The organism is Rhodanobacter aciditrophus, assembly GCF_050026795.1.
GTDB lineage: Bacteria > Pseudomonadota > Gammaproteobacteria > Xanthomonadales > Rhodanobacteraceae > Rhodanobacter_A.
The window spans coordinates 1-22,944 of sequence record NZ_JALBWP010000005.1 but is presented as its reverse complement, the minus strand read 5'-3'; the positions used below and the strand labels follow the sequence as shown (position 1 = coordinate 22,944).

Sequence of the window (22,944 nt, the reverse complement as noted above, 5' to 3'; positions counted from 1 at the left end):
TCTCAGCCCGCGGGAACAAACGCGTGGCCATGCATGGCCGCATTCCCCAAACCAAGGCGCGGCGCCTTCCAAGCGCCGCGCCTTGCCTGCAATGCGCGTCGCGCGGGCTCAGGCGGTTTCGCGCACCTTGGTCGCGCGGATGCGCTCGGCCAGTTGACGGTTGAATTTCAGCATGGCGGCGGCGTCCACGCTGGAGCCGTCGCTGCCCAGCATCTCGTAGAGGCTGGTGAGCAAGTCGGTGTTGTCGGCCAGCGTCAGCGGGCTGTTCGCCAATTCCAGCTCCGACTGCAGGATCTGCATGGCGGTATTCAGGCGTTGCGGATCGACTGCGATATCCGCACGCTGGGCCGTCATGCGCTGGATAGGGCCGAGACGGCTGCGCGCGCGGTGCGGCGCGATGGTTTCGGAGCTGAACTGCGGGTCGTCGCCGCCTGTCGTGTTCGGGTCCATCTGCAGGGCGCCCTCGCCGGCTACCAGCCAGACCAGCGAGATGCCCAGCGTGCGGGCCAGGGTGACGCAGCGTGCGCGCGAAGGGTCGGTATGACCGTCACGCCAGCTGCGTACCACGCCTTCGGAAAAGCCGCACATGCGGGCGATCTCGGTAGCGCTGCCCACGCGCTGGATAAGCAATTTGATGCGGTCGGCGAAGGTCGACTGGAGGGGGTCGTGCGGAAGTTTCTGCGTGCTCATGGGGGATGGCCGTAGATTGACAGGAATTGGGCGCAAGTCTGCGCGTTGTGACGCCGAAAGAATGTGCTTGCGGCGTAAAGAAACCGTCTTGGCAAGGGATGTTCTTGTGGTTGCGGCCCAGCCCCTGCATCCTTGTTCCAAGTTCCGCGGCCCTTGGTGGGTGGGACAGAGTCTCCCATGGAAAACCGTAAGCGTCGCCAAGAAATTTCGTTGACAGGCGCGATATGGCCGTTTTGTATGCGTTCACGCAAAATTGCGGGTAGACCGGCTTGACTTTCCCGTAGCCATGCCTTTTGGGCTATGCTCGGAATTTCCCCCGCGATGAAACCCAAGGCGTTTCCCCCGCTGCCGGTTTCCGTGCCCGATCCAATTCAGCAACGAGGTTTACCCCCCATGCGCAAGATGGTTTTGTCGGTGATGTCGATGGCCGTGCTGGCCTTGACCGGCTGCGGCTCCTCGGCGTCGTCGCAGACGGAGAACGGCGCCGCCAGCGCCAGTTCGACAGCGGTCGCCACCGCCGGTTCCGTGAGCGGCACGATTACGGTGCGCGGCCCGATCCAGCCGTCGCCGAATGCGCAACTGGTGATCAATCTGGTCGACGTGTCGTCCTCCCAGGCCGGCGCGGCCCCTGTGGCGAGCAAGACGGTGACCTCGGGCGCCACCTTCCCCTATTCGTTCGAACTGAACTTCAAGCCGGGCGAGATCAACCCAGCCGACCTGTACGTGGTGAAGGCCATCCTCACCGACGGCGCCCGCCACTACGCCATGCCCATCCAGGCCCCGGTGCTGACCAAGGGCAACAAGAACCAAGCCTCGATCGAGCTGGTGGCCGAGCAGACGCCGGCCGAGAAGGACCTGGCCGACTTCAACGCGCTGATCAAGCAGATCGGCGGGATGAAGGTGTCCAGCGGCACCAAGCTGGAGCCGAATGCCTCGCGCGGCTGGCAGGTGTTTCGCCAGAACGGCGAGGTGAAGGTGATCCGCGAGCTGGTGGATTACGGTGACAAGGGCTTTACCAGCACCGACTTTGCCTACAGGAACGGCTCGCCGTGGGTGGCCGTGCAGCAGAAGAAGGCGAGCAAGGACGCCAAGCCCAGCTTGATCGAGCGCGCCAGCTGGACCGAGAACGGCATGGTGGTGCTGCACGAGGAGCAGACCGGCGACAAGACCGGCGAGCTGGGTGCCGACGACACCTCCAGCCTGCGCCAGCAGGCGCTGAGCATCTATAACCTCGCCGGCGGCAACCGGAAGAAGTAAGAAGCGCCCCGGCCGGGACCGGCCAGGCATGATAAAGCCGTCCGCAGCGCGGGCGGCTTTTTCGTTGCGGTCATCCCCGGGCGCCAGAGCGGGCGGAAGGCCATCCATGGCCGCGCTTCCAGGTAGCCGGCCGGCCCACGCGGGCTGCCGGCCGTGGAGCGTCAGAAGGCGTACTTCACGCCAAGGTTGACGCTGTTGTACTTCTGGCTGTTGTCGCTGAAACGGCCGCTGTAGCCCACCCAGCTGCTGAACTGCGGGGTGAATTGCGCGGACAGGCCCAAGTCGGCGGTGCCCCAGGTCTTGTCCGGCATGTAGCCGGGCAGGGCGAAGCTGCCGTTCATGCTGTTGAGGCCTGCGGTGACGGCGCGCGCATCCGCCTTGCTGTCGTGGTTCCAGGCGATCTCGGCGTAGGGCGCCAGCATGGTGCCGCCGGCCTGCCAGTGACCCTGCACGCGCCAGCCCAGGGTGCCGATCAGCGCGTTGCGCTGCTGGCGACCGAACCACATCGCGGTGCTGTCGTTGCCGTTCTCGTTGTAGCCGTTCACCTTGACCGTCTGCCACTCGGCGTTCGCGAACGGGCCGGTACGCAGGCTGCCGAGGTCGAACCACCACCCGCCGGTGAGGCCGCCGCCCAGGTGCGAGCCATCGGCCTTGCCGCTCTCGCTGCGCGATGCGGTGCCGATCGCGATGCGGCGGTCGATGTCGCTGAAGTTGGACTGGCCGAAGTCGGCGTAGCCGCCCACGTAGCCGCCGCCCTGGTGCCAGGTGACGTAGCCCAGTCCGCTCACGTCCTGCAGCTTGTAGCCGCCGCCGCCGGTGAAGTCGGCGTTGTGCTGGCCCACGCCCAGCGCGATGCCGGCCGAGATGTTGTCGCTGGCGCGCACGTCCACGCCCAGCGTGAGGTTGACGTTGTTGCTGGTGGTCTTCGGCGAGTTCGCCTGCCCGTCGAAGCGCTGATGCGCATAGTCCACGTTGACGAACGCGCGGGTGTCGCTGCCGTTGCCGTCGGCCAGCATCTCGTTGCGGATCGCACGGGTCTGCGCGGTGCTCGCGGCCAGCGGCGCCTCGCCCAGCAGCGAGATCTGGCCGGGGGCGGCGAGTTCCGACAACACGATCTGCGCCAGCATCGCATGCGCCGCCGTGGTGGGATGCACTCCGTCGGCGAACAGGTAGCTCTGGTCGGTGCCGGGAGCATAGGAGAACGGCAGGCCCGAACCCTGCGGGCCGCATTGCACCGAGCTGCCGTTGCAGGCCGGCGTGGTGACGTTGCTGAAACCGTAGGCCGCCGGATTGGCGGTCACCTCGTTGATCAGGGCGTAGGTGTTCACCGGAATCACGTTGAGGCCCTGGCCGCTGAGCTGCGCGAGGCCCGTGTTCAAGGTGCCGTTGAACAGTACCGACAGCTGGGTGGCGCCGGCCGAGGCCGCCGCGCCGCCAGCCAGGGCCTCGGGGGTCCTGCCGATGTTCGGCAGGTTGTAGACCACCACGTAGCGGGCGCCGTTTGCCTGCATCTGGCCCAGCAGGCCGAGCTCGGTCTTCGCCGCGTTGATCGTGCCGGCGGCGAGTGCATTCGGGTCGGTGGTGGTGCCGGTCAGGTAGAAGATGTCGTTGGCGCCGCCCCAGACTTGGTACAGCGCGTTCGAATCGGCATGCCCGCCGTTGGCGGCCAGGTACATCTGGAGCTGCTGCGGCAGCGTCGGCACGGGGGCCACGCCCTGCACCACGCCGGCGCCGCCGAACGCGTAGTCGGTGCCGCCCAGCAGCGAGGCCTGGATCGGGCTGCCCAGTCCGGCGGCAACCAGTTCCGCCGCGGTCTGGCCCGGGTTGGTGGTGAAACGCAGCGGCGTCGGTGAACCCTGCGAAAGCGACAGGTTGCCGGCGTCGCTGAGGCTGTCGCCGAACACGACGACCTTGCTGAAATCGGTGGCACTGGCGGCCGTGCTGAACAGCAGGGCGGCAGTGATGGCGCCCACCAGGTGACGGGTACGAAGCATGGCGGCAAAACTCCTTGCAGGATGGGTTTTTTGTTATGGCGGGGTTACGGTAACGCATGTCCATACGTCTGCGCATGCTGCGTCGCGTCGCAGCACCCGGATCGGAGGCGCGGTCTCCACGGTCTGGCTACGGCCATCTCTGCCGGATTCCGCGCGGGCACACCCGGCGCCGGAGGAAGGCATCCCGCCAAGCCCCGGGAAGCCGCCATCAATAGTCGAAGACGTGCTCGACCGGCACATTATCGCCAGTCAGGACATCCGACAGGTCGGCGATCGGAACCTCCAGCACCTGCCGCTGCCAGCCAGGCTGGGTCAGGATGGGCTGGTGGATGAGCACGCGGGCCGTCGGCGGCGGGGGAGTCGATACCGGCACGACCCGGCTGACCAGGATCGATCCACGGTTGCCCGCGATCTCCGTGAACCGCGCACCATGCCGGGCGATGTCCGTCGCGGCCGCGGTAAAGGCCTGGTAGCGCGGCAGCGCCACCAGCACGGCACCGCCCTGCGTGCGGACGCGGCGCATGCCCGCGACGGCGAGGCCGGGGGGTAGTCCACGGACGACGGCAAGCGTGGTGTCGCGGGGCGTGTCGTAGGCAGCATGCGTGGCCTTGCCGATGAGCCAGCCGTAAACCGCCTTGGCACCCCATTCGGAGGTGAGCAGGTAACGCCGCTCCCATTTGCGCAGCAGGTGCGGCCCGGTCAGCGGCGTCCGGGTCCACAGGGTCTTCAGCCGCGCGGCGAAGTCGAATTCGTACCACGGCCGCACGCGGATGAAGTCCACGTAGTCCTGCGCTTCGCGCGCGGCCAGCCGGTCTTCGGCCGTGGCGCCGGGCGGGGCGGTCAGGGCAGTCAGGCGCCCGACCAGCGTTTCGTAGGTGCCGCGCAGGCCGTATTCGACGGTGGTGCTGGTGCCGATGACCATGATCATCGTGTGGTACTCGCCGTTGAACGGATAGCCGCGCGTGGCATCGGTCACCCGCCCGTAGGCGCTCCAGAACTGCCCGATGTGGGCGAACCAGGGAAACGCGTCGGGGCTCCCGTGGCGCAGCAGGTCGGCGTATTCGGCCGGACTGAACACCAGGAACCATTCCGGGAAGGTGAGATACGTCTGCGCCGGCGCGCGCCGGTCGGCGGCCGGCACATGCAGGCGGGCGGGGGCCGCTGCATTGGCGACGCCGATCGACAGCGCCGTCGCTCCAGCCAGCAGCAGCGCACGCAGCCGGGTGTTCATGCGCGCCGGAAACAGAGCAGGGTGTTGAGCGTGGGGTCGTTGGCCTGCAGCAGTCGCTGGCCGGTGGGCACCAGACCATGCCGGTCGAGCAGTTCGATCCAGGCGTCGATGCTGCGGAAATGCCGGAGCTCGCGCGCGTTGTCCTCCCACGGCGTGCCGAGGCCGGCATTGAACACCGCGTGCGCCAGCGACGCCATGGCACGCATGCCCTCGTCGGCAACGTCATGGTCGCGCAGGATGAACAGGCCGCCGGGGCGCAGAACGCGGACGATCGAGGCGATGAAGTCGTCCAGCCGGCCCAGCGGCGCGTGGTGCAGCCCGATGTAGCAGGTCGCCAGCTCGATCGAAGCGTCCGCAAGCGCCCTGGCAGGCAAGGGCGCATAGTCGTCCAGAGGCACGTGGCGGGCGTGCTGGCGCAGCCCTCCGCGCTCGACGATGTCCACCGGCGAGTAGCCGGGGGCGATGTCGTTGACCAGCACGCGGTCGCCGCGCAGTTCCAGCGTCCGGCGCAGGTGGCCTAGGTAGCGTCCGGTACTGCCGATTTCCAGATAGCCGTCGAAGCGGCGCCGCTCGCCGAGCAGCTCCAGCGTCTGCCTAGTCATCTCGCGCTTCTGCCGGGCCAGCGACGGCAGGGCGTAGCCCAGGTCGGCGAGGAACGGCTTGATGGCGGGCAGCCGGACCTGCAGCGCGCGATAGATGTCTTCGTCGTTGCCGGGGTGCTGGCGTACCAGTTCGGCGATCAGGGTGTGGAAGCGGTCTTCCGGGTAGAGCCGGTAGACGTTCTGCAGGAAGCGGTAGAAACCGTCGCTTCCCTGCACCGTCCCGTAGACGGTCTGGAAATCGCCGGCGGGCGGGGTCGTCGGGGCAGCATCCATCGGCGACTCCAGCTCCGGCGCGTAATAGGTGTCCCACAGCACGTTGCGCCAGCGGTAGTCCGGATCGAGCCGGCGCTTGAGCGCGAACAGCTCGCGGGCGCGCGGATAGGCGCGGTGGAACTGCTCGCGGGTGGCGTGCGGCTGGTAGGGCAGGTAGTAGCGGCCGCCGCAGGTGAGCGCCGCGTCGATCAGCTCGCGCGTCCATACCGCCACGCGCGCCTTCGCGTTCTCGCGCGTGCGTTGCTTATAGTAGAGCACGAAGGCAAATACTTCCTCCGGCGCCCAGGCCAGCAGCGAGTCTGGGTCGGCGAGGGCATGGCGGACCGAGACGTTGACCGCGTTGACCCGGTGCCGCTTGAGGATCTCGGCCATGCGCGCGACGAAGTCGTCCAGCCGCGCCACCGGCACGAAGTACTCCTGCAGCACGTAGGTGGCATGCCGGCGCGACCCCGGTTCCAGCTCGCCGGCGTCGTAGCCGGCCTCGTAGTTGCGCCAGTGCACCGGCCGCCCGAGGTAGATCAACGGATCGAGCAGCCGCTGGCGCCGCCACTTGCCGGAGCGCGTTTCGGTGAACGCCCAGAAGAAGTAGCGCTGCAACGGGTAGTGTCGTCGCGGCCTCTGCAGGCGGTCGCGCACGGTGGCGGCCTGTGTCGTGGTGCGCCAGGTGACGGCACGCGCGTGCGTGTAATGCGGCGGATAGAGGTCGGCGTTGTGGAACACCGCGTCGGACGCGTGGCGCACCGTCTCGCGGAACCAGCGGGCGTAGTCGCGGGTGGGCATGCAGGCATGCTCCCGCTGCACGCGGGTGTTGCGGGCCAGCGCCAGCTCCGCTTCCACGATGACACCCAGCCCGCCATAGCCGCCGATGCAGCCGAAGAACAGTTCGCCGTTCTGCTCCGGCGACGCCTCCGCCAGCGAGCCATCGGCGAGCACCACCGCGATCCGCCGCACCGAGAGGATCAGCGGCCCGAGCCCGACGTAGCGGCCATGCGCGTTGACGCTGAGCGATCCGCCGACGGTGAAGTTGGCGTAGGTCTGCATGACCTGCACGGCCAGGTCGTGCGGATCGATGAAGCGCTGGATGTCGCACCAGCGTATGCCTGCCTGCACGCGCAGCCGCTGTTGCTCCGGATGGAACGCAAGGACGCGGTTGAGCCGCCGCATGTCCAGGTGCAGGCTGCCCGGGCTGGCGGTCTGCCCGCCCATGCTGAAATGCCCACCGCCGATGGAAATCGGTCCCTCGGCGCGCAGCACCGCGTCGCGGACTTCCTCCACGCTGGTCGGTGCCGCCACCGCCCAGACCGATATCGGATTCAGTCGCGTGACGTCGTTGACGACGAGGCCGGCAGGCTCGGGCGCGCGCATCAGGCGGCCTCGTGGATGCTGACCGACAGGTAGTCCTGGCCCTCGCTACGCGGGTCCTCGCCGAACGGGTTGTCGCCCGGTGTGCCGCGGACCAACAACAGCAGGACCGCCACCAGCAGCGGGCCGGCCAGCGGCACGACCAGCCATAGCAGCCACCATCCGCGCCGCGACTGGTCGTGCAGGCGCCGTACCGCGAGCGACAGCCACACCGCAAAGGCCGGTGGATACAGCACCAGGGTGGCGCTGTGGCTGAAACGGTCGATCGCCAGGTAAAGCGTCGCGAAGGCGATTGCGCTCACCAGCGCCATCCAGAAAAAACGCGCGCGGCGCAGGCGCCCGCGGAAACCCAACCAAGTCAGGATCGTTCGCATCGTCCGTGCATTCCCTTGCGCGGGGTGGCCCGCGTCGCGGCAGTCTATCAGGCCTGCCTCGGCGGTGCGGGCGGGTGCCGGCGCTTGTGAGGATTGCCGCATCCCGTGGCATTTGCTGCCGGCGCGCCCGGTGCATCTCCGTATGCGCCTCCGCGGATCAGCCGCCTGCGATGGCCGGTTCGTGACCGGCCATCCGTGGCCGGGCCGGGGGGCTCAGCGTTCACCGCCGCTCAGCGCTGCCTGGCGCGCAGCAGCGCCTCGGCAAAGGCGTTGTTGATAGGCGGCGGCGCCTGCTTCGGCTGGCCGGCGCCAGGCCGGGGCGCGCGGCCGTCGCGGCGCGCATCGCCGGGCTGGCCATTTGCGCGGCCGCGGCTCTGGCCCGGCTCGTCGTCGAGGCGCATGGACAGGCCGATGCGCTGGCGCGGTAGGTCGACTTCCATCACCTTGACCTTGACGATGTCGCCGGCCTTCACCGCGTCGCGCGGGTCCTTGACGAAGGTGTGCGACAGCGCCGACACGTGGACCAGGCCGTCCTGGTGCACGCCGATGTCGACGAAGGCGCCGAACGCGGCGACGTTGGTGACGCGGCCTTCCAGGATCATGCCGGGCCTGAGGTCCTTCACGTCCTCCACGCCCTCGGCGAAGCTGGGCGCCACGAACTCGGGGCGCGGGTCGCGGCCGGGCTTTTCCAGCTCCTTGAGGATGTCGCGCACGGTGGGCACGCCGAACTGCTCGTCGGTGAACTGCTCGGGCTTCAGGCCGCGCAGGAAGCCAGTGTCGCCGATGATGTTGCGCACCTCGCGGCCGCACTGGGCGATGATCCGCTCGACCACCGGGTACGCCTCCGGGTGCACCGCGCTGGCGTCCAGCGGGTTGTCGCCGCCCGTCACGCGCAGGAAGCCCGCGCACTGTTCGAACGCCTTGTCGCCGAGGCGCGGCACCTTGAGCAGCGCCTTGCGGTTGGGGAACGGGCCGTTGGCGTCGCGATGCTTCACCACGTTCTCGGCGACGCTGGCCGAGAGGCCGGCCACGCGCGAGAGCAGCGCGGCCGAGGCGGTGTTCACGTCGACGCCCACGGCGTTCACGCAGTCCTCGACCTTGGCGTCCAGCGCGCGGGCCAGCTTCACCTGGTTCACGTCGTGCTGGTACTGGCCCACGCCGATCGCCTTCGGCTCGATCTTCACGAGTTCCGCGAGCGGATCCTGCAGGCGGCGCGCGATCGAGACGGCGCCGCGCAGGCTCACGTCCAACTCGGGGAATTCCTTGGCCGCCAGTTCGGACGCCGAATACACCGAGGCGCCGGCCTCGCTCACCACGATCTTCGAGAGCTTGTGCTCCGGGTGGCTCTTCGCCAGCCCCTTGATCAGCTCGCCGGCCAGCTTGTCGGTCTCGCGCGAGGCGGTGCCGTTGCCGATCGCGATCAGGTCGACGCCGTGCTTCTGGCACAGGCGGGCCAGTGCGGCCAGCGATTCGTTCCACTGCCGGCGCGGCTCGTGCGGGTAGATGGTGTCGGTGGCCAGCAGCTTGCCGGTGGGATCGACCACCGCCACCTTGCAGCCGGTGCGGATGCCGGGGTCCAGGCCCATCACGGTCTTCGCGCCGGCGGGCGCGGCCAGCATCAGGTCCTTGAGGTTGTCGCCGAACACGCGGATCGCCTCGTCCTCGGCACCTTCGCGCACGCGGCCGAACAGGTCCAGCGTGAGGTGCAGGTGCAGCTTCACGCGCCAGGTCAGGCGCACCGTCTCGCGCAGCCAGGTGTCGGCGGCGCGGCCGCGGTCGTGGATGCCGGCATGCGCGGCCACGCGGCCTTCGCCCTCGGCGTGACCCTGCTCGGCGTCCAGCGCCGGCTGCAGGTCGAGCTCGATGATGCCCTCGTTGCGCGCGCGCATCAGCGCCAGCAGCCGGTGCGATGGAATCTTGCCGATCGGCTCGACGTGGTCGAAGTAGTCGCGGAACTTCGCGCCTTCGTGCTCCTTGCCTTCGACGACTTTCGCGCGGATCTGGCCTTTCTCCCACAGCCAGTCGCGCAGCTCGCCGACGAGGTGGGCGTCCTCGGCGATGGTTTCCATCAGGATCGCGCGGGCGCCGTCCAGCGCGGCGCGCACGTCGGCCACACCCTTGTCCGCGTCGACGAACGCTTCGGCGAACGCTTCCGGCGAGCGCGTTGGGTCCTCGCGCAGGCCGGTGGCCAGCGGCTCCAGCCCGGCCTCGCGGGCGATCTGCGCCTTGGTGCGGCGCTTGGGCTTGTAGGGCAGGTAGAGGTCTTCCAGCCGCGCCTTGGTGTCGGCGGCGAGGAGTTCGTTCCGCAGCTCGTCGGAAAGCTTGCCCTGTTCCTCGACGCTGGCGAGGATCGCCGCGCGCCGCTCCTCCAGCTCGCGCAGGTAGCGCAGGCGTTCTTCCAGCAGGCGCAGCTGGGTGTCGTCGAGGCCGCCGGTGACTTCCTTGCGGTAGCGCGCGATGAACGGCACGGTGGCGCCGCCGTCGAGCAGCTCGACCGCCGCGCGCACCTGTTCGGTCCTGGCGGCGATGTCCTGGGCAATGCGTTGTTCGATGCTGGGCATGGGTGGATCGGATTCCTTGCGGCGGAACGGGCCGGCGCCTGCGGCCGGGCCGGCGATGATAGCAAGCGGGTGCGGGGCCGTCGGGAACGAAAACGGCGCCGGAGTCGCCTCCGGCGCCGCGGGTCCGGAACGGCAGATCAGGCGCTGAACGAGCCGCTCGTCGACTTCGTGGGCGCGTCCCTGAATTCGCTGGCGCGGCCGTTCAGCACCAGCGTGCCCGCGATCAGGTCGTGCAGGCCCTGCTTGCGGCGGGTGAAGGCCACCATGATGAAGCCGATGCAGAGGATGATCGCGCTGAGGTATTTCGCGAGGTAGCGGCCGAGCGCTCGCGGGAAGCTGATACGCGCGCCCTGCATGTCAGTGACCCGGATGCCGAGCGCCAGCTTGCCCACGGTGGCCTGCCAGGCCGAGCTTTCGCAGAACGCGAAATAGAGCCAGGTCAGCACCGTGGTCAGCAATGTGTAGAGCCACATGCCGCTGTAGAAATGCTCGTACGCCTGCATGAAGGGCGTGCCGCCGAGCATCTCCTGTTTCATCGCTTCCTGGGCGGCCGAGACGCCGAAGAACGTACCGATCACCCGGAACACGATGTACAGCAGGATCGCATCAAGGATGTAGGCGGCCACGCGCTTCCAGAAGCCGGCGTGATCCTCCAGCGCCGCGGCGGTGGTCTGCGGCAGGTTCTGCATCGGCGCGACGGGCGCCGAGTAGGGATTGTCGGACGCGGGGACGCCGTCGCGCGCCGCATCGGGGAACAGGGTCGACAGCGGTTGCCAGTCGGCGAGGCCCTCGCGCCAGGCGAGATCGCTGCCGCTCACCTGGCCGCTGCGCAGCCATTGCCGCACATCCTCTTCCTTGTAGGGGCCGTGGCGCTCGCCGTCCCGTCCGATCCAGATTTCCATCGTGCACACTCCTCGCGCTGGTGAATGCGGGCATCATGCCACGGGCCGCGGCGGTGGAGCGCGCCGCACGCGGCTCAGGCGGCGTGGCGCTTAAGGTGCACCAGCAGCAGCGAGATCGCGGCCGGGGTGACGCCGCTGATGCGCGCGGCCTGGCCGAGGGTGGCCGGCTGCGAGCGCTTGAGTTTCAGCAGTACTTCGGCGGAGAGGCCGCGCACCCTGTCGTAATCGAAGCCGGACGGAATCGCGGTCTGCTCGTGACGGCGCTGGCGCTCGATCTCCTCGCGCTGCCGTTCCAGGTAGCCGGCGTACTTGGTCTGTACCTCGACCTGGGCGGCCACGTCCTCGCGCTCCACGCCCGGGCCGAGTTCGGCGACGGCGGTGAGCTTCGCGTAGTCCAGTTCCGGGCGGCGCAGCAGATCCAGCACATTCGTTTCGCGGCTCACCGCGACGCCGAGCTGGCGCTCGATCGCCGCGCCCAGCGCGTTGTTTGGCGCCGCCCACAGCGCGCCGAGGCGCTGCGCTTCGCGCTCCACCGCGTCGCGCTTTTCGCGCAGCGCATCGAAGCGCGCCTGCGGCACCACGCCCAGCGCGTGCCCCTGCCCGGTGAGGCGCAGGTCGGCGTTGTCCTCGCGCAGGTGCAGCCGGTATTCGGCACGCGAGGTGAACATGCGGTACGGCTCGATGGTGCCGTTGCTGGTGAGGTCGTCGATCAGCACGCCGATGTAGGCCTCGTCGCGGCGCGGGTACCACGGTGCCTTGCCTTGTGCGCCGAGCGCGGCGTTCAGCCCGGCGATCAGGCCCTGCGCGCCGGCCTCCTCGTAGCCGGTGGTGCCGTTGATCTGGCCGGCGAAGTACAGGCCCGGGATCGCCCTGGTTTCCAGCCACGGCTGCAGGCCGCGCGGATCGAAGTAGTCGTACTCGATGGCGTAGCCGGGCCGGGTGACGTGGGCCCGCTCGAAGCCCTTGATCGAGTGCACCAGGTCGAGCTGCACGTCGAACGGCAGCGAGGTGGAGATACCGTTCGGGTAGATCTCCAAGCTGTCCAGTCCCTCCGGCTCGATGAAGATCTGGTGCGAGGACTTCTCCGCGAAACGCACCACCTTGTCCTCGATCGACGGGCAGTAGCGCGGACCCACGCCCTCGATCTGGCCCGTGTACAGCGGTGAGCGGTCCAGCGCGCCGCGGATCAGCTCGTGCGTGCGCTCGGTGGTGTGGGTGATCCAGCAGCTGACCTGGCGCGGGTGCTGGTCGCGCGTGCCCAGGTAGGAGAACACCGGCGCCGGATCGTCGCCGGGCTGCTGTTCCAGGCCGCTGAAGTCAATGCTGCGCCGGTCGATGCGCGGCGGCGTGCCGGTCTTGAGCCGATCGGCCGCCAGCGGCAGCTCGCGCAGCCGCGCTGCCAGCCTGCTGGCCGGCGGGTCGCCCGCGCGGCCACCGGCGTACTGCGCCGGGCCGACGTGGATCTTGCCGGCGAGGAAGGTGCCCGCCGTGAGCACGATGGACCTGGCGCGGAAGGAAACGCCCATTTGCGTCACCACGCCCACGGCGCGGCCGCCCTCCAGGATCAGGTCGTCCACCGCCTGCTGGAACAGCTCCAGGTTCGGCTGGCGTTCCACGATGCGACGGATCGCGGCGCGGTACAGCGCGCGGTCGGCCTGGCAGCGGGTGGCGCGCACGGCGGGGCCCTTGGAGGCGTTGAGCGTGCGCCACTGGATGCCGGCAAGGTCCGCTGCATGGGCCATCGCGCCGCCCAGCGCATCGATCTCCTTCACCAGATGGCCCTTGCCGATGCCGCCGATGGCCGGGTTGCAGCTCATTGCGCCCACCGTCTCGATGCTGTGGGTGAGCAGCAGGGTGCGCGCACCGCAACGGGCGGCCGCAAGCGCGGCTTCGGTGCCGGCGTGGCCGCCGCCGATCACGATCACGTCATAGTGGATGGGGTGAAGCATGGTCAGGGACTCGGTATGAACTTGGGGGCCACGACGGCGACCAGGCTCGGCCTTCCTGGCCTCGCCAAGTCGCCCGGCCCGCGGCTTCCTGCCTCGGGCGCTCGCCGCTGGCGGCCTGCCACCGGCAGCCCGCCTGGCCTGCGGCCATCGCGGCTCGCCCGCCGCCGATCACGATCACGTCGCAGTGGATGGGGTGGAGCATCGTCGGGAGCTGGCTGGAAACCGGGGCGGCTATGGTACCGCGCGGTTCCGGCAAGGGGCTTGGCATGCAATCTGCTTTGCCTGTCCCGCACTTTCATGGGCAGCGGCTGTGCGGACACGCACGCCGCGATCGGGAGGACAGGGGCCTGATCGCGTGCCATGGAAGGAAGCAGGACGGCGCCCTTCGGGGCGCCGTCGTTTTTTGTGGGGCGGGAATCCGGCTCCCGGAAACACGAAACCCCGCGCTAAGGCGGGGTTTCGTCGTTGAGATCTGGCGCCCGGCGGTCTCAGGAACAGGGGGAATCCAGGATGACCGTATTGCCGGGCGCCAGAAACCGTGAAACTCGAGGATGCCTGGCCGTCTTTGCCGCCAGACCGTGGGTCGATATTCACCGCAAGCACGTGAACACGCGGTGACTGAAATGGGAGTTTTTGCCGGCCAATGGGCAATTGCTGACGCCCGGCGTCAGTTCCGGAAAACAGGCCTGGCAGGCAGTGTGATGCAAATCACACTTTGGCACGACCGATGCATCTCCCTGGGCAAACGGGAAGTTGCGAGACGACGCCATGGGCATGAACATCGATTTCGAGAAGTTCTTTCCGCATCACGACCTGCTGATCGAGATCGGCCGGATCGAGATGGCGATGGAAACCCTGCAGGAGCGCGCCGAGACCGAACGCGCGATGCTGCAGCCGCGGCTGGAATCGCGCATGGTGCGGCTGCGCACCGCGCTGAGCAGCCTGCCGGTCTGAGCGATACCGCTGAGCCGCGCCTCCTGCGGCTCCATTCCGGCGGAGGCGATCAGGCCTTGAGCATGTTGCCCACGATCTCGGCAAGGTTGCGCGAGAGCTTGTCGCAGGCGGCCAGCGAGGCGAGTGCGGCGCGGGCCGCCTCGCGGCGCTGCGGTTCCAGCCGCTGCCAGCCGTTGAACGCGGTGGCGAGGCGCGCCGCGATCTGCGGGTTCAAGGCGTCCAGCGCAAGCAGGCGTTCGGCGTACAGCCGGTAGCCTGCACCGTCCACGCGGTGGAAGCCGGTGGGATTGCCGCTGGCGAACGTGCCCAGCAGGGCGCGGGCGCGGTTCGGGTTCTTCAGGGTGAAGGCGGGGTCGGCTTCCAGCGCCTGCACGCGCGCCAGCGTGCTCTCGCCCGGCAACTGCGCCTGCAGGGCGAACCACTTGTCCAGCGCCAGCGGATCATCCGCGTAGCGGGCGCGGTAGTGCGCCAGCGGTTCCGCGCCGCGCGCGACGTCATGGCGGGCCAGCACGGCGAGCGCGCCGAGGCGGTCGGTCATGCCGGGTGCATCGCGGTACTGCGCGGCAGCGTGTGCGCAGGCGAGCGCCGGATCGAGCAGCGCGAGCAGTTGCAGCACGCGCTGCTTCAGGCGGCGGTTCGCCTGGCTGCCGGCATCGAGCGCGGCGGTCGCCTGCGCGGCGAGCCGGCGGTAGCGCGCGTCGAGACGGTCGCGGCCGATGCGGGTGGCCAGGCGCAGCTGCAGTTGTCGGCGCAAGGCATGGATGTGTTCCGGATCGACCAGCGGCTCGCGTTCGGCCAGCTCGACCTCGCCGGGCGGGGTGAGCAGGTCGGCGAGCAGGGCGGCGTCCAGCCGTGGGTCGTCGAACAGGGTGGCCAGCGCGTCGCACCAGGCGGTGACGCCGTGCGGGCCGGCGCCGTCGCGCAGCGCATCGTGCGCGCGCAGGGCGAGCTGCTGGCCGGCTTCCCAGCGGTTGAAGCCGTCGGGGTCGTGGGCGAGCAGGAGGGCGAGCTCGGCCGGCGTGTAATCGCATTCCAGGATCACCGGCGCGGAGAAGCCGCGCAGCAGCGAAGGCACCGGGCGCTCGCCCAAGTCTCGGAACACGTAGTGCTGCTCGGCATCGGCAAGCACCACCACGGTCTCGCTGGCGGGCGTCTGGCCGTCCATCTGCATGGGAAGCATCCGGCCATCCGCGCCGAACAGCGCCAGCTTCACCGGGATCGGCAGGTTGTGCTTGTGCGGCTGCCTGGCGCTGGGCGCGTGGTGCTGCGACAGGGTGAGCGTGTAGGTGCGCTGCGCGGCGTCGTACGCGCCCTGCGCCCTGACGCGCGGCGTGCCGGCCTGGCCGTACCAGGCCAGGTAGGGCGTAAGGTCGACGCCGTTGGCATCGCCCAGCGCGGCGAGGAAGTCCTCGATGGTGGCGGCGCGGCCGTCGTTGCGCGCGAAGTACAGGTCGGTGCCGCGGCGGAAGCCTTCCTCGCCCAGCCGGCCGGCCAGCATGCGCACCAGTTCGGCGCCCTTCTCGTACACGGTGGCGGTGTAGAAGTTGTTGATCTCGCGGTATTCGGCGGGGCGCACCGGGTGGGCCAGCGGGCCGGCGTCCTCGGGAAACTGCGCGCGGCGCAGCAGCGAGACGTCCTCGATGCGCTTCAGCGGCGCCGAGTTCATGTCCGCCGAGAAGCTCTGCTCGCGGAACACGGTGAAGCCTTCCTTCAGCGAGAGCTGGAACCAGTCGCGGCAGGTGACGCGGTTGCCGCTCCAGTTGTGGAAGTACTCGTGCGCGATCACCGCCTCCACGCGGCGGTATTCGTCGTCGGTGCTGGCGTCCGGGTCGGCCAGCAGGCATTTCGCGTTGAAGATGTTGAGGCCCTTGTTCTCCATCGCACCCATGTTGAAGTCGTGGGTGGCGACCACGTGGAACACGTCGAGATCGTAGTTGCGGCCGTAGACCCGCTCGTCCCAGCGCATCGAGCGTTCCAGCGCGTCCATGGCGTACTGGCAGCGGCCGATGGCGTCGGCTTCGGCCCAGATCTTCAGCTGCACGTCGCGGCCGTCGGCGGTGCGGTAGCCGCGCTCGATCCTTTCCAGCCGGCCGGCGACCAGCGCGAACAGGTAGCTGGGCTTGGGATGCGGGTCGACGAAGCGCGCCCAGTGGCGGCCGCCGTCGAGTTCGCCTGCGCCGTCGGGGTTGCCGCCGGCCAGCAGCACCGGAAAGCGCGCGCGGTCGGCGCGCAGGGTGACGGAGTAGCTGGACTGCACGTCGGGACGGTCGAGGAAATACGTGATGTGGCGGAAGCCCTGCGCCTCGCACTGGGTGAGCAGGAAACCCGTGTCGCGCGGGCCGGACAGGTACAGGCCCTCCAGCGCGGTGTTCGCGGCGGGATGCACGCGCACCCGCGTTTCCAGCACGCTGCCGTCGCGGGCGCCGTCCACTTCGAGGCCGCCGTCGATCAGGCGGTACGCGTCGACGGGCAACGGCCGGCCGTCGAGCGCGATGGACAGCAGTTCGAGGTTCTCGCCGTCCAGGCGCAGCGGTTCGTCTTGCGCGGGATCACGGCGCAGCAGCAGCCTCGCGGCTACTTCGGCGGCGTCGATGCCCAGTTCGAAGTCCAGCTCCACGCGTTCCACCCGCCACGCGGGCGCCCGATAGTCGGCTAGGCGGATCGGCTGGCTGGCGGCTTCGGGACGTGCGTTCATCGCGGGAAATGTCGGGTGCGGGGATGGATCAGGCTAACATGCGGGGTCTCCCACCCGCCTTCAACCGGAGCTTGCGATGACGCGCTTCCACGCCGCCGAAGCCATGCTGGGCACGCAGCCCGTGGTGCAGCTGGAGGATGCCGCAGGCGGCCGCCGCGTGCGCATCGCGCGGCTCGGTGCCGCGCTGCTGAACTTCGAGGCGAACGAAGGCGGCGCGTGGCACGACTACGCCGACGGCTACCGCGACGATGCCGAGATCGCTGCACACTCCGGCTCGCGCTTCGCGATCATGGTGCCGTTCGCCGGCCGCATCGCCGACGCGCGCTACAGCTTCGACGGCGTGGCGCAGGACCTGCAGCCCGGCGCGTCCGGTGACGCGCGCGCCAGTCGCCACGGCTTCGTGCGTGGCGCCATGTTCGAGCTGCAGGCGCTGGAGGCGGACGCGCGTGGCGCGCGGGTCACGCTGGCCACCGCGGCGATCCGCCCGCAGCCGGGTTACCCGCATGCGATCGATCTCGCGGTGACGTTCACGCTGGACGCCGCCGGCCTCGCGCTGGAGGCGGTGATGCGCAACGTGGGCGACAGCGTGGCGCCGTGCTTCTTCGGCTGGCATCCGTATTTCCGGCTGGCCGACGGCACCGTGGACGGCTGGCAGCTGGCGGTTCCCGCCGAGACCCTGGTGCGCACCGGTGCCGACCTGATCGCGCTGCCGGGCGACGCGGCGTACGTGGCGCTGGACGACGCGCCCGCACTGGATTTCCGCGAGCCGCGCATGATCGGCGACCGCATCATCGACCAGGGCTACACCGACCTGCAGGCCGATGCCGACGGCCGCATACGCACGCACCTGCGCGACCCGGCCAGCGGCCGCGCCCTGATGGTGTGGCAGGGCCGCGGCCTGATGCACGCGTTCACCGCCGACACGGTCGGCCGCGACCGTCGCCGCGCGATGGCGCTGGAGCCGATGGAGTGCATGGCGAACGCGTTCAACCGGCCCGAATGCGTCGCCGCGATCCGGCTGGAACCAGGCGCGGAACGACGCTACCGCTGCGGCGTGGAGGTCGTCACGGCATGAACGCGTTGCCCGACCTCGATGCCGTCCGCGATGCCGCCGCGCGCATCGCGCCACATGCCACGGTGACGCCGGTGCTGCGCAGCGCGGCGCTGGACGCGCTCGCCGGCGCGGAGCTGCATTTCAAGTGCGAGAACCTGCAGCGCGGCGGTGCGTTCAAGTTCCGCGGCGCCTGCAACGCGGTGTGGTCGCTGGCGGATGCGGAAGCTGCGTGCGGTGTGGTCACGCACTCCTCCGGCAACCACGGCAACGCACTGGCGCTGGCCGCCGCCACGCGCGGCATCCAGGCGCACGTGGTGGTACCCGAAGGCGCGGTGCAGGCCAAGCTCGACGCGATCGCCCGCGCGGGCGGCACGCTGCATCGCTGTGCGCCCACGCAGGCCGCGCGCGAGGCAATGTGCGCGGAAGTGCAGGCACGGACCGGCGCCGCGCTGGTGCATCCCTACGCCGATGCGCGGGTGATGGCGGGGCAGGGCACCATCGCGCTGGAGCTGCTGCGGCAGGTGCCGCAACTCGACGTGCTGATCACGCCCGTGGGCGGCGGCGGGCTGGCCGCGGGTGTGGCGATCGCCGCGCACGCGCTCAGGCCGGAGCTCGCGCTGTTCGGCGCCGAGCCGGCCGGCGCCGACGACGCGGCGCGTTCGCTGGCCGCGGGCGCGCGCGTCGCGAACCTGTCGCCGGACACGGTGTGCGATGGCCTGCGTGCGTTGATAGGCACGCCGAATTTCGACGCCCTGCGTGCGCATCGCGTGGAAGTGATCGCGGTAAGCGACGCGGAAACCGTCGCCGCGATGCGCCTGCTGTGGAGCGAATTGAAGCAGGTGGTGGAAGTGTCCAGCGCCACCGTACTGGCCGCGATCCTCGGGCAGCCGCAGCGCTTCGCCGGCAGGCGCGTGGGCCTGGTGCTCACCGGCGGCAACGTCGACCTCGACGCGTTGCCCTGGTGAGGGCGGCTCAGGCGGCCGCGGATTCCTCGACCGCGGTGACGTCCGCCGCCGCATCCGCGGTGGCGGCGGCGGCTCTGCCCGGCCGGTGGTGCGCCAGCGCATGCAGGTCGAGCTGGTCGACCGGAACCGGGCGCAGGCTCACCGGGTCGAATGCCACCTCGCCCGGTTTCCAGCCCTCCAGCCGGAATACCGTGCACAGGAAGCGCTTCGTCGAAGCCCAGTGCAGGCCGAGCAGGCCGTGGTTGTTGTCCGCGTCCACCACCGGGTCGCCCACGCCGGTGGGGCGCGGCGGTTCGCCGTACAACGCGGTGCCGAACAGCACGTCCCAGATCGACAGCACCTGGCCGAAGTTGCAGTTGTGCAGCTTCGGCCGCTCCGGGTCCACCAGCATGTGGTGCAGGCGGTGGAATTTCGGGTCGACGAACACGTGCTCGAACAGCCGGCCAAAGCCGAGTCGCGTGTTGGTGTGCGACAGGTTCTGCACCAGTTCGCCCAGCAGCATCAGCCAGGCGAATTCGTCGGGGTCCACGCCCATCGCCAGGCCCACCACGGCGAGGATCATCGACTGGATGAAACCGTCGATCAGGTTGCCGCGGTCGTTCGTCCAGCAGCTCATCTGTCGCGTGCTGTGGTGCATGCTGTGCAGCGCCCACCACCACGGCAGTGCGTGCTGGGTGCGGTGCATCCAGTAGTACGTGAAGTCGTACAGCACGTAATACACGCCGAACAGTACGTAGGGATGACCGTTGAACCACGGTGCCCAGTGCGTGATCGCCAGCGGCGAACCGGTGCTGGAGGTGGCGGTATCGGCGCCGCCGAACAGGTGGCTGAACGGCATCAGGATCAGGTAGGTGAACAGCGGGAAGATGCCCATCAGCATCATCACCGTGTAGTTGCGGTCCACCAGGGTGAGCTTGCGGTCGCTCCATCTTTCCGCGGGGAAGAAGGTCTCCAGCGGGCGGAAGAGCAGGCCGATGATGCCGATCTGCAGCGCCGCGATCAGCAGCGAGGCGGCGATGTCGCGCGGGTCGCCAGACAGCTTGCCCAGGTGCAGCAGGTCGAGCGCGGGCGCCACGGCATGGCTGCTCAGCCAGTCGACGAGGTGGGACCACAGTTGAGACAGGGAAGGCATCGGCATATCGGCGGGGGACGACGCCGGAATGATATCGCCGCGGCCGCGCCATCGCGCTGAACGCGTGACGTGCGAACTTGCGACGCAGGGGCGCACGCCGTGTGCGAGTGCTTCCGGCTCCGCCCGAGGCGCCGGAATCGACGCGCGCAGGGTGTGCTCCTACCGGCGCCGCAGGCGCACCCCGCTCACCGCGCACAGTCCCAGCAGCACGAAGGCGATGCCCAGCCACTCCATCGGCCGCGGGACTTCATCGAGGATCGCCCAGGCCAGCAGCACGCCCGCGATGGGCACGCCCAGGCTGCCGACGCTGGCGACCGTGGTGGGCAGCCGGCGCAGCACGATCGACCATAGCCACCAAGCGAGACTTGAGGCCATCAGCACGCTGTAGGCGAGGCCCGCGACGAAGGCGCCGCTCCATGCGATGCTCCGTTGCGGCACCGCCAGTGCCACGAGGCCCAGCGCCACGCCGCCGGCCAGCATCTGCCACGCGGTGAGGTTGAGCGCGGAGACGGCGTGCCGGCGGAACAGCCGCTTGCTCAGCACGGTGCCGCCGGCCCAGGCCATGCCGCCCGCGATCGCCAGCGCGGTGCTGGTTGCGTTGCCCAGCCCGCGCCACGGCTCGATGATGCAGACGAGGCCGATGCCGGCGAGCGCGAGGCCCAGCCAGTGCCGTTCCGCGGGTCGCTCGTGCAGGATCAGCCAGGCCAGCAATACTGCCCAGAATGGCATGGTGTAGGCGAGCAGCGCCACGTGGCCCGCGCCGCCGCTCACCAGCGCCCACTGTTCCAGTCCCTGGAACGCCGCGGTCTGGCACAGGCCGATCAGGATCGTGGGCACCAGCGGCGGCGACTGCCGCGCCAGCAGCATCGCCGCGAACAGCACCGCCGCGCCGAGCAGGTAGCGCAGCGCCGCGAAATCGAACGGCCCCGCGTAGGCCAGCACCTGCTTCATCACCACCCAGCTGTAGGCCCACAGACCGATCGTGGCGAGCAGCGCCAGCACGGCGCCGCGTGGGGCAGGTGAGGAAGGCATGGGCGACAGGCGTCGGGAAAGGCGCGAGTGTAGCGGCTGCTTGCGGACGGCGGCCGGGAAGGGTTCACTACCTCGTCCCGCGCCGAGCGCGCCAAGCCGGAACCGCTCCATGCAACGTTGCCACTGGGCCAGCGCCGACGACGCGCTGATGTGCGCCTACCACGACACCGAATGGGGCGTGCCGCTGCACGACGACGATGCGCTGTTCGAATTCCTGTGCCTGGAAGGCGCGCAGGCGGGGTTGTCGTGGCGCACCGTGCTGGCCAAGCGCGACAACTATCGCAAGGCCTTCCACGGCTTCGACATCGCGCGCGTGGCGGCGATGAAGGACCGCGAGCTGGAGAAGCTGCTGCTCGACCCCGGCCTCATCCGCAACCGGCTCAAGGTGACCGCGGCACGCGACAACGCCGTCGCCGCGCTGGAGGTCATCGACGAGTACGGTAGTCTGGACGGCTATCTGTGGTCCTTCGTCGACGGCAAGCCGTTGCGCAACCGCTGGAAGGACAAGGGCGAGGTGCCCGCCAGCACGCCGCTCTCCGACCGCATGAGCAAGGCGCTGAAGAAGCGCGGCTTCCGCTTCGTCGGCACCACCATCTGCTATTCGCTGATGCAGGCCACCGGCATGATCAACGATCACCTGGTCGGTTGTTTTCGTCATCGCCAGGTGTGAGCGCGCGGTGAATCGCGTGCAGAAAATGTGATCCGCTGCATGCAGTTTTCCGCATCCTGAACGCACGGCACATTTTTCCTGGAATCCGTGCTGAATTCGCCGACGAACGGTACTTGCAGCGATGGGGTGGCTGCGAAATGCTGTCGCCCGCTGCCAACCGACGACTCGCCCTCCCGCATGCACGGGGAGCGGATCCAGCGACAGGCAAGGGAGGCTGCTCGCGGCCCGCACGAAGGGAAATCAGGGGGAAACGCCAACCAAATTGTTCCGGGAGAGATCCATGAAGACGCGTCAATTCACGCTTGCGCTGCTGGCCGCCAGCGTCGTTGCGGCCCTGGCCATCACGCCGGCGCTGGCGCAGACCGCCAGCACCACTGCCACTTCCACCACCACGAGCCACGAGTCGACCCGGCTCACCACCGAGTTCACCACATTCGCCGGCTCCGACGCCAACGCACAGGCACTGGTGGACGGCCTGCGCAACGGCAGCTCGATCACGCTGACCGAGACCGTTGCCGGCACCAACGGTGCGCCGGACACCACGACCACCACCACGTTCACGCCGGACACCGGCAAGCTGGGCTACGGCAACGTGAAGATCGCCCTGTCGCTGGCCGAGGCCAGCCTGGCCAAGTCGGGCATCACCGATCCCACCGCGGCCGAACTCGAGGCCGCGTTGAACGGCGGCACCATGGTGCTGGCCGACGGCACCACGGTGGACCTCAAGGGCGTGCTCGCCGCGCGTGCCGCGGGCGAGGGCTGGGGCCAGATCGCCAACGGCATGGGCTTCAAGCTGGGCGAGGTGATGCGCTCGCCGAACGCTGCCGGCCACGCCGCCGCCGGGGCGCATGCGCACGTCTCGGTCGCGAAGGTGGAATTCGGCAAGGACCACATGGACAGCCATCCGGACGCGGACAGCCATGGCGGCCGCCCCGACTTCGCGAACAAGCCCGATTTCGCGGGCAAGCCGGATGTCGGGGGCAGGCCGGACTTCGCCGGCAAGCCCAACTTGCCGGAGCGCCCGCAGATCCCGGATCACCCGACCCACGTCGGCCGCCCGGGCGGCTGATCCACCCGGCCGATCCCGGTTCCCGCGGCTCCCGCGCCAGGCGCCGGCTACCCTTCGTTTTGTGCCCGATTAAAGAACACCCTTAAATGGTTAACAAAACAATTTGCTAGCGGTCGGCGGCCAGTTGCTGATCGGCGCGCCGGCCGCCCACCCCCCCGCCCCCACCACGGCCACGCGG

General features: G+C 69.4%; 17 protein-coding genes. 6 read left to right on the top strand and 11 right to left on the bottom strand.

The window, feature by feature from the left end; translation table 11 throughout:
* Positions 1-108 precede the first annotated feature (108 nt).
* On the bottom strand, positions 109-690 hold the full coding sequence (locus ACQGNW_RS00125; protein WP_426661032.1) for a helix-turn-helix domain-containing protein: 582 nt from the start codon (positions 688-690) through the stop codon (positions 109-111).
* A 393-nt stretch (positions 691-1,083) separates the two neighbouring features.
* On the opposite strand from ACQGNW_RS00125, the gene ACQGNW_RS00120 reads away from it, so the two are divergent.
* The gene (locus tag ACQGNW_RS00120; RefSeq protein ID WP_426661031.1) at positions 1,084-1,947 is read left to right on the top strand and encodes a YbaY family lipoprotein; all 864 of its coding nucleotides are present in this window, start codon (positions 1,084-1,086) and stop codon (positions 1,945-1,947) included.
* Positions 1,948-2,108: 161 nt separating this feature from the next.
* Here ACQGNW_RS00120 and ACQGNW_RS00115 read toward each other — a convergent pair whose 3' ends face one another.
* From ACQGNW_RS00115 to mnmG, 7 genes are all read right to left on the bottom strand, one after another.
* The gene (locus ACQGNW_RS00115) at positions 2,109-3,941 is read right to left on the bottom strand and encodes an autotransporter domain-containing protein (RefSeq protein WP_426661030.1); all 1,833 of its coding nucleotides are present in this window, start codon (positions 3,939-3,941) and stop codon (positions 2,109-2,111) included.
* A 208-nt stretch (positions 3,942-4,149) separates the two neighbouring features.
* Positions 4,150-5,172: a hypothetical protein gene (locus ACQGNW_RS00110; RefSeq protein WP_426661029.1), complete on the bottom strand. Its 1,023-nt coding sequence runs from the start codon at positions 5,170-5,172 to the stop codon at positions 4,150-4,152.
* Complete coding sequence (locus ACQGNW_RS00105) at positions 5,169-7,412, bottom strand: FAD-binding protein (protein WP_426661028.1); 2,244 nt, start codon at positions 7,410-7,412, stop codon at positions 5,169-5,171. Before ACQGNW_RS00105 ends, ACQGNW_RS00110 begins: the two co-directional genes overlap by 4 nt.
* A complete protein-coding gene (locus tag ACQGNW_RS00100) occupies positions 7,412-7,783 on the bottom strand; it encodes a DUF805 domain-containing protein (RefSeq protein WP_426661027.1) in 372 nt (123 codons plus the stop codon). The genes ACQGNW_RS00105 and ACQGNW_RS00100 overlap by 1 nt, the downstream gene beginning before the upstream one ends.
* 230 nt (positions 7,784-8,013) lie before the next feature.
* The gene (locus ACQGNW_RS00095; RefSeq protein WP_426661026.1) at positions 8,014-10,344 is read right to left on the bottom strand and encodes a Tex family protein; all 2,331 of its coding nucleotides are present in this window, start codon (positions 10,342-10,344) and stop codon (positions 8,014-8,016) included.
* Between the two features lie 137 nt (positions 10,345-10,481).
* Positions 10,482-11,246, bottom strand: coding sequence for an RDD family protein (locus ACQGNW_RS00090; protein WP_426661025.1), 765 nt, complete (start codon positions 11,244-11,246; stop codon positions 10,482-10,484).
* Positions 11,247-11,320: 74 nt separating this feature from the next.
* A complete protein-coding gene (mnmG, locus tag ACQGNW_RS00085; protein WP_426661024.1) occupies positions 11,321-13,195 on the bottom strand; it encodes a tRNA uridine-5-carboxymethylaminomethyl(34) synthesis enzyme MnmG in 1,875 nt (624 codons plus the stop codon).
* A 768-nt stretch (positions 13,196-13,963) separates the two neighbouring features.
* Here mnmG and ACQGNW_RS00080 point away from each other — a divergent pair.
* Positions 13,964-14,149 carry a hypothetical protein gene (locus ACQGNW_RS00080; protein ID WP_426661023.1) on the top strand — a complete coding sequence of 62 codons (186 nt, stop codon included), beginning with the start codon at positions 13,964-13,966 and terminating at the stop codon, positions 14,147-14,149.
* A gap of 49 nt (positions 14,150-14,198) precedes the next feature.
* Here ACQGNW_RS00080 and pepN read toward each other — a convergent pair whose 3' ends face one another.
* Positions 14,199-16,844, bottom strand: coding sequence for an aminopeptidase N (pepN, locus tag ACQGNW_RS00075; protein ID WP_426661022.1), 2,646 nt, complete (start codon positions 16,842-16,844; stop codon positions 14,199-14,201).
* 76 nt (positions 16,845-16,920) lie between these two features.
* Between pepN and ACQGNW_RS00070 the strand changes: the two genes are divergently transcribed.
* Together ACQGNW_RS00070 and ACQGNW_RS00065 are read left to right on the top strand one after the other, a co-directional pair.
* A complete protein-coding gene (locus ACQGNW_RS00070; RefSeq protein WP_426661021.1) occupies positions 16,921-17,919 on the top strand; it encodes an aldose 1-epimerase in 999 nt (332 codons plus the stop codon).
* Complete coding sequence (locus ACQGNW_RS00065; RefSeq protein WP_426661020.1) at positions 17,916-18,863, top strand: pyridoxal-phosphate dependent enzyme; 948 nt, start codon at positions 17,916-17,918, stop codon at positions 18,861-18,863. The genes ACQGNW_RS00070 and ACQGNW_RS00065 overlap by 4 nt, the downstream gene beginning before the upstream one ends.
* 7 nt (positions 18,864-18,870) lie before the next feature.
* Here the strand turns inward: ACQGNW_RS00065 and ACQGNW_RS00060 are convergent, their stop codons facing one another.
* Together ACQGNW_RS00060 and ACQGNW_RS00055 are read right to left on the bottom strand one after the other, a co-directional pair.
* Positions 18,871-19,995, bottom strand: a complete 1,125-nt coding sequence (locus tag ACQGNW_RS00060) for a sterol desaturase family protein (protein WP_426661019.1) — start codon at positions 19,993-19,995, stop codon at positions 18,871-18,873.
* Positions 19,996-20,154: 159 nt separating this feature from the next.
* A complete protein-coding gene (locus ACQGNW_RS00055) occupies positions 20,155-21,027 on the bottom strand; it encodes a DMT family transporter (RefSeq protein ID WP_426661018.1) in 873 nt (290 codons plus the stop codon).
* 109 nt (positions 21,028-21,136) lie between these two features.
* Here ACQGNW_RS00055 and ACQGNW_RS00050 point away from each other — a divergent pair, with 109 nt between their 5' ends.
* Positions 21,137-21,697 (top strand): DNA-3-methyladenine glycosylase I, encoded by a 561-nt coding sequence (locus tag ACQGNW_RS00050; protein WP_426661017.1) that lies wholly within the window; start codon positions 21,137-21,139, stop codon positions 21,695-21,697.
* 280 nt (positions 21,698-21,977) lie between these two features.
* Positions 21,978-22,766 carry a hypothetical protein gene (locus ACQGNW_RS00045; protein ID WP_426661016.1) on the top strand — a complete coding sequence of 263 codons (789 nt, stop codon included), beginning with the start codon at positions 21,978-21,980 and terminating at the stop codon, positions 22,764-22,766.
* Positions 22,767-22,944 lie beyond the last annotated feature (178 nt).